Below are 4,628 nucleotides of genomic sequence, written 5' to 3' on the forward strand. Positions count from 1 at the left end.
GCCCCGCGACCGTGGACCAGCCCGTCGCCCGGCCGGAGCGGTCCGTGCCCGGCCGACCCGCGCCTCCAGGCCCCTGCACGACCACCGACGCACCGAGCACGACCGACGACACGAGCAGGAGTCCGGAGGCGGCCGCGTAGCGCTGCGGCCCCGCCGCCAGCGCGGCAGGGCCGGGCCCCGACCAGTCCGGCACCGCGGACCCGTTCGCGACGAGCGCCGCCCACCACACCACGACCGAGCCGCCGGCGAGGGCCACCACGATCCACCGGGCACGTCCCCTGCCCCGTGCCACCGCCGCCACGAGCACGACCGCCAGCAGCACGGCCGGGACGACCAGCACACCCCACCCGTCCGCGTGCACCGTCTCCGCGACGACGCCGACCCGGCGGTCCCACGCTCCCCCGAGCGGCTGCAGGAGGTAGCCGGCGAGCACCGTGCCGACACCCGGGTCGCCCGGCCGGGACGCTCGTGGATCGGTGAGCGCCGTGGCGACCTGCACCGCACTGCCGACCAGCGCCGCCAGGGTGACCGGCAGCGGACGGAGGTCCACCCGTCCGCTCGTCGTCCGCCGCAGCGGGAGCCAGGCGAGCACCAAGAGCGGGAGGAACAGTGCCGACTGCGGCTCGGTCAGCACGCCGAGCGCGGTGACCACGGCGAGCGCCACCGCACCCCACCAGGTCCGCGCCCGGTACGTGAACAGCCACGGCACCAGGACGAGCACGTACCAGTGCAGGTTCGCCGCGGTACCGCTGATCTCGACCGGCGCGAGCGGCAGGACGACGGGGACCGCGGCGAGCAGCACCCGGAGCGGCCACGGCCGGACGACGTCCCGCGACAGCAGGAACACGAGCGCACAGACGACCCCGACGACCAGGCAGGCGAGGCCCGAGACCGCGACCGCGTACCGATCGACCGGCAGGGTCCAGGCGAGGTCGACGACGATCCGCGGGACGAGGTGACGGTACCCGGCGTAGGGCTCCAGGACGGCGCCTGGGCCGAGCGCGAGCCGATCGCGGAGGAACACCCCGCCGTCCTCGGCCCACACCGTCCCGCGGGTCACCCGGCCGAGCCGCCACCAGGCCACGGCCGTGGCCGATCCACCGACGACCGCAGCGACCGTCGGTACGCCGAAAAGCCGCCAGCCGCGCGCCATGGTGCGGTGATCGTACCGCCGACATCGCGGATCGTGGATACTTCTTCCCTTCTGTCGTGGGTGTCCGGCGACCGCTGGTCGGAGCGCCCGGCGACCGCGTCACCCGGGCGTCCACCTGCCCACGAGCCCGGATGGGCCAAGATGGTGAGGTGACGGACGGCCGGGTGACCAGACGCGTGCTCGCGCGGCGGTACCTGTCGGCGTGGATCGGGTTCTCCGCCGGCGGGCGGTTCAGCCAGGCGCTCGCGACCGTGATCGTGCTCTTCGCGTTCGCGCAGCCGACCGTGACCGCGCTCGTCGGTCGTGCCGGGGTGTGGGCCGTGCTCGTCACGCTGTTCGTCCTCGCCGGGCTGAGCCTGCTCGGGCAGCGCTACCGGATCGAGTGGCACGGGGTGCTCCCCCTCTCGCTCCTGGCGTTCGTCGGGTACTGCGCGTTGAGCGTCCTGTGGAGCGAGTACTCGTGGGTGGCGCTCCGCGGTCTGGTCGGCACCGTCTGCTTCATCGGGCTCGGGCTCTACCTCGCGCTCGGCCGCGACCTCGTGCAGGTGATCCGGGCGTCCGGCGACGCCTTCCGGATCCTCCTGGTCGCCGCGCTCGGCCTCGAGGTCCTGTCCGGCCTCGTGCTCGACACCCCGATCCCGGCGTTCGGCATCCAGGGCAACATCGCCTACGGCGGCCCGATCCAGGGCATCGGCGGCACCCGCAACTTCATGGGCTTCATCGCCGCGATGGCGCTCGTGACGTTCGTGGTCGAGTTCCTCACCCGCTCGGTGACGATGTGGCGCGCGATCGGTTCGACCGCGCTCGCCGTCATCGCCCTGATGCTCGTGCAGTCCCCCATCACCGGGCTCGCGATGATCGCCCTGGCCGTGACCGCCCTCGCGCTGTGGTCGCTCCGGCACGCCCGGCCGACCACCCGGCCGGTGGTGAACGGCGTGCTCGGCGGAGCGGTCCTGCTCATGATCGGCCTCGGCATCGTCGCCCGGCACCGGGTCCTCGCGGAGATCGGCGCGGCCGGGGGGACGGCGACCCGGCTCGACCTCTGGGCGCAGATCCGCGTGTTCGTGGGGCAGTACCCGATCCAGGGCTGGGGCTGGGTCGGTACCTGGCCGCACGAGGCCGTGGTGCCCTACGTCACGTTCATCGACCCGGCCGGGCAGCGGTTCACGTCCGGCCTGAACGCGTTCGTCGACGCGTGGCTCCAGATCGGGCTCGCCGGGACGATCATCCTCGCGGTCACGGCGCTGCTCGCGTTCGCGCGGGCGTGGGTGACGGCGACGACCTTCCCCGGGGTCGCCTACGTGTGGCCGGCGGCGGTGCTGGTGCTGCTGGGCGTCACGAGTGCGGCGGAGAGCTACCTGCTGCACGGGGCCGGGTTGATGGTGTTCGTCGCCGTGCTGGTGATCGCCGCGCGGCGCCGGTCGTGGCGTCGGCACCTGCCGCGCGGCTGACCGGAGCGCAGGACGGTCCAGGAGGCGCGACCCGGCCCGCGACGCACGTCGCGTACTCGGACGGTCACCACCAGTGCGCCGAGAGTTCGCCCGACGTGTTGTCCCGTGCACCTAGACTGCTCCGAGGCCGTCAGGGGGACGGCCCGTACGGAGGAACCACCGCATGCGTCTGCACCGTCGCCTCGCACTCGTCCTGACCACGGCGCTCGTCGCCACCGCCGTCGCGGTGGTCGCACCCGTCACCGCTGCCCAGGCGGCACCGACGACCGGTCGCTACACGCCGATCGACACGACGCGGGTCTGGTCCGGAGCCCTCACGACGTCACCCAAGGTGGTGAAGATCGCCGGGACCGCGGGTGTCCCGTCGAACGCCACCGCCGTCGTCGTCAACGTCGAGGTCGCGAAGCCCACCGCCGCGGGCTACGTCCGCGTCACGCCCGCGGGCAAGGACGCGACCGTCGCGACGCAGGACTTCAGCGCCGGGCAGACGATCGCGAACCTCGTCACCGTGCGGCTCGTGAACGGCTCGATCCAGGCGAAGCTCTCGAAGGGCACGGCGAGCGGGTACTTCGACGTCGCCGGCTACTACGCGGACGGCTCCGGCGCCACCTACACCCCGCTCGACGCCGCGCGCGTGTTCGGCGCCACCGTGGGCACGACGCCGACGCCGGTGCCCCTCGCCGGTCGCGCCGGCATCCCGGCGGACGCGACCGCCGTCGCGGTGAACGTGCAGGTCAGCAACCCGACGGCAGCCGGCTACGTCCGCGTCACCACGGCGGGGCAGGACCCGTCCGTCGTGACGCAGCTGTACTCGGCGGGCCAGGCGCTCTCGAACCTCGCGATCGTGAAGCTCTCCGACGACGGCGCCGCCCAGGTCAAGCTGTCGAAGGGCTCCGGCACGGTCTACATGGACGTCGCCGGGTACTACTCGAACTCGTCCACCGGCTCGGTGTTCGTCCCGATCGACACCACGCGTGCGTTCGCCGGCTCGGTGTCCGCCACTGCCGGCACGATCCGGCTGTCCGGCGTCGCGGGGGTCCCCGGGACCGCCACGGCCGTCGTCGCGAACGCCGAGACGACGAAGCCCACCACGGCCGCGTACCTCCGCGTGACGCCCGCGGGTCAGGACCCCCAGGTCGCGACGCAGGTGTTCGGCGCCGGGACCTCGGTCGCGAACCTCGTCGTCGCGAAGGTCACCGGGTCGAGCGTCGACCGCCGGGTGCAGGCAAAGGTGTCGAAGGGCTCGGCGCAGCTGCACCTCGACGTCGCGGGGTACTTCCTCGACGGGTCGAGCGGCTCCGGCTTCGGGGCGGACGTCTCGTGGCCGCAGGGCGGATCCTCGTCGAACTACCCGTCGAACCAGGCGTTCGGCATCGTGGGCGTGAACGGTCAGGACTCAGATCATGCGTTGCCGACCTACACCAACCCGTACCTCGCGCAGCAGATGAGCTGGGCCGCGGGGACCGTCGGCGGGACCAACCAGCCGAAGACGCAGCTCTACGTCCTGGCGGCAAATCCGGGCGCGGCCGCAGCGACGTGGCCGTCGTCGAACTACTACCCAGCCGGCACCAAAGTCGTCAACCCGTACGGGACGTGCGCGCCGAAGGCCTACACGGCTGCATGCTCCTACATGTACGGCTACGCACGCGCCTACGACGACGTGTACTCCCGCGGGGTCTCCTCGCCGAAGTCGTACCGCTGGTGGATCGACGTCGAGACCGGCCTGTCGTGGCTCAAATCCACCGACGCGAAGGACTACCAGACGCAGAACCGCGCCGACATCGAGGGCATGGTCGCAGCGCTCAAGGCCGCGGGCGTCTCGACGATCGGCATCTACTCGACCGGCTACCAGTTCGGGCAGATCGTGGGGAGCGTCCCGTCGACCTCGACGCTCCGCGGGCTGCCGAGCTGGATCGCGGTCGGCAACGACGGCGCGGCCGCCGCGCAGCGGGCGTGCTCGGCCGGCGGGCTCACCGCGGGCAGCCAGGTGCGGATGGCGCAGTACGTCGTGGGGAACCAGGACT

Annotated in this window: 3 protein-coding genes; 2 read left to right on the top strand and 1 reads right to left on the bottom strand. The window is 72.8% G+C overall.

The features are described 5' to 3' along the window. A partial coding sequence (locus Q7F20_RS17755; RefSeq protein ID WP_305741386.1) for a hypothetical protein occupies positions 1-1,153 on the bottom strand: 1,153 nt, incomplete at its 3' end. Between the two features lie 164 nt (positions 1,154-1,317). Between Q7F20_RS17755 and Q7F20_RS17760 the strand changes: the two genes are divergently transcribed. Further along, entirely contained in the window at positions 1,318-2,604 is a 1,287-nt protein-coding gene (locus tag Q7F20_RS17760; protein ID WP_305741387.1) for an O-antigen ligase, read from the top strand. Between the two features lie 163 nt (positions 2,605-2,767). Beyond that, positions 2,768-4,628 (top strand): hypothetical protein (locus Q7F20_RS17765; protein WP_305741388.1); only part of this gene is annotated, 1,861 nt, incomplete at its 3' end.

This window comes from Curtobacterium sp. A7_M15, assembly GCF_030705415.1.
In the GTDB taxonomy this organism is placed as follows: Bacteria; Actinomycetota; Actinomycetes; order Actinomycetales; family Microbacteriaceae; genus Curtobacterium.